This is a genomic window from Taklimakanibacter deserti (assembly GCA_003574785.1).
This window is the reverse complement of record QORU01000065.1, coordinates 1-598: the sequence shown is the minus strand read 5'-3', so window position 1 is coordinate 598 and position 598 is coordinate 1. Positions and strand designations below refer to the sequence as shown.

Below are 598 nucleotides of genomic sequence, written 5' to 3'. Positions count from 1 at the left end.
GTGCGGAGTGATTGTACCCGGTTTCGCTAATACTTGACCACGTTCGATTTCTTCACGTTTTGTACCACGTAATAATGCACCAACGTTTTCCCCCGCACGACCTTCGTCTAATAATTTACGGAACATCTCAACACCGGTTACGGTTGTTTTCGTAGTTTCTTTGATACCTACGATTTCAACTTCTTCACCTGATTTGATGATACCACGTTCAACACGGCCTGTTACTACCGTACCACGACCAGAAATTGAGAATACGTCTTCGATTGGTAATAAGAACGGTTTATCAATTGCACGCTCCGGCTCTGGAATGTATGTATCTAAGTGGTGTGCTAACTCAAGAATTTTTTCTTCCCACTCCGGTACGCCGTTTAACGCTTGTAACGCTGAACCACGTACGATTGGTGTATCGTCACCTGGGAAGTCATATTGAGAAAGAAGTTCACGTACTTCCATTTCTACTAATTCTAATAACTCTTCGTCATCTACCATGTCGCATTTGTTTAAGAATACGATGATGTATGGTACGCCTACTTGGCGACCTAATAAGATGTGCTCACGAGTTTGTGGCATCGGACCGTCTGTCGCTGCTACTACTAAG

Annotated in this window: 1 protein-coding gene; it reads right to left on the bottom strand. The window is 43.6% G+C overall.

The features are described from left to right. Nucleotides 1–598: GTP-binding protein (locus DS839_RS35960; protein ID WP_368912127.1), on the bottom strand; the 598-nt coding region annotated here is incomplete at both ends.